This window comes from Gluconobacter sp. P1D12_c, from assembly GCF_018812105.1.
GTDB classification, from domain to species: Bacteria; Pseudomonadota; Alphaproteobacteria; order Acetobacterales; family Acetobacteraceae; genus Gluconobacter; species Gluconobacter oxydans_A.
Genome location: NZ_JACSIQ010000194.1, coordinates 1 through 587 on the forward strand (window position 1 = coordinate 1; position 587 = coordinate 587).

Consider the following 587-nt stretch of genomic DNA (forward strand, 5'->3'; position numbering starts at 1 on the left):
GATCGGGTCACCGGCCATTCCACTCAGGAGATCACCGGGGCTTTGATCTGGAAACAGGTGAAGTTTCCGCTCTTTCAGATCCCGTATCCTGGGCGCAAATCGATAACCAAAGAAGGGCATCAGCCCGAAAACATGATCCGATGCCCCACCCGTGTCGGTATAATGCTCTTCAATGGAAAGCCCGTTGGCATGATACAGCAGCCCATCCAGAACATAGGGTGCTTCACCGGCCGTCGCCGCAATCACCCGGGTCGAAAACGGATCATACTGATCGGAGATGTGGGTGTAGAAACTGACGCCCGGTTCACTGCCATTGCGCGCATTGATATCGCTGATCGCAGCGCCTCTGCCACCTGCATGAAACAATTGACCATCACTTGAGGACGATGTGCCGTCTCCCCAGAGTGACGCCAGGGGCAGCCCACGATGGGCTGCAACCATACGGCCAAGGGCTTCGGCGTATCCGGCCTCGCTGATATGCCAGTCATGCAGATGCGCCAACTGGCGCAGGGTGGCACCCTGACAGGTGTCGGCCATGCGTGTCAGACCAAGATTAATCCCATCCGCCAGGATCACCGTCAGCAGGG

At 57.6% G+C, this 587-nt stretch carries 1 protein-coding gene; it reads right to left on the reverse strand.

Annotation, left to right across the window (positions count from 1 at the left end; all coding sequences use genetic code 11):
* On the reverse strand, positions 1–587 hold a 587-nt coding region (locus KP705_RS16290; RefSeq protein ID WP_215765000.1), incomplete at both ends, for a Tn3 family transposase.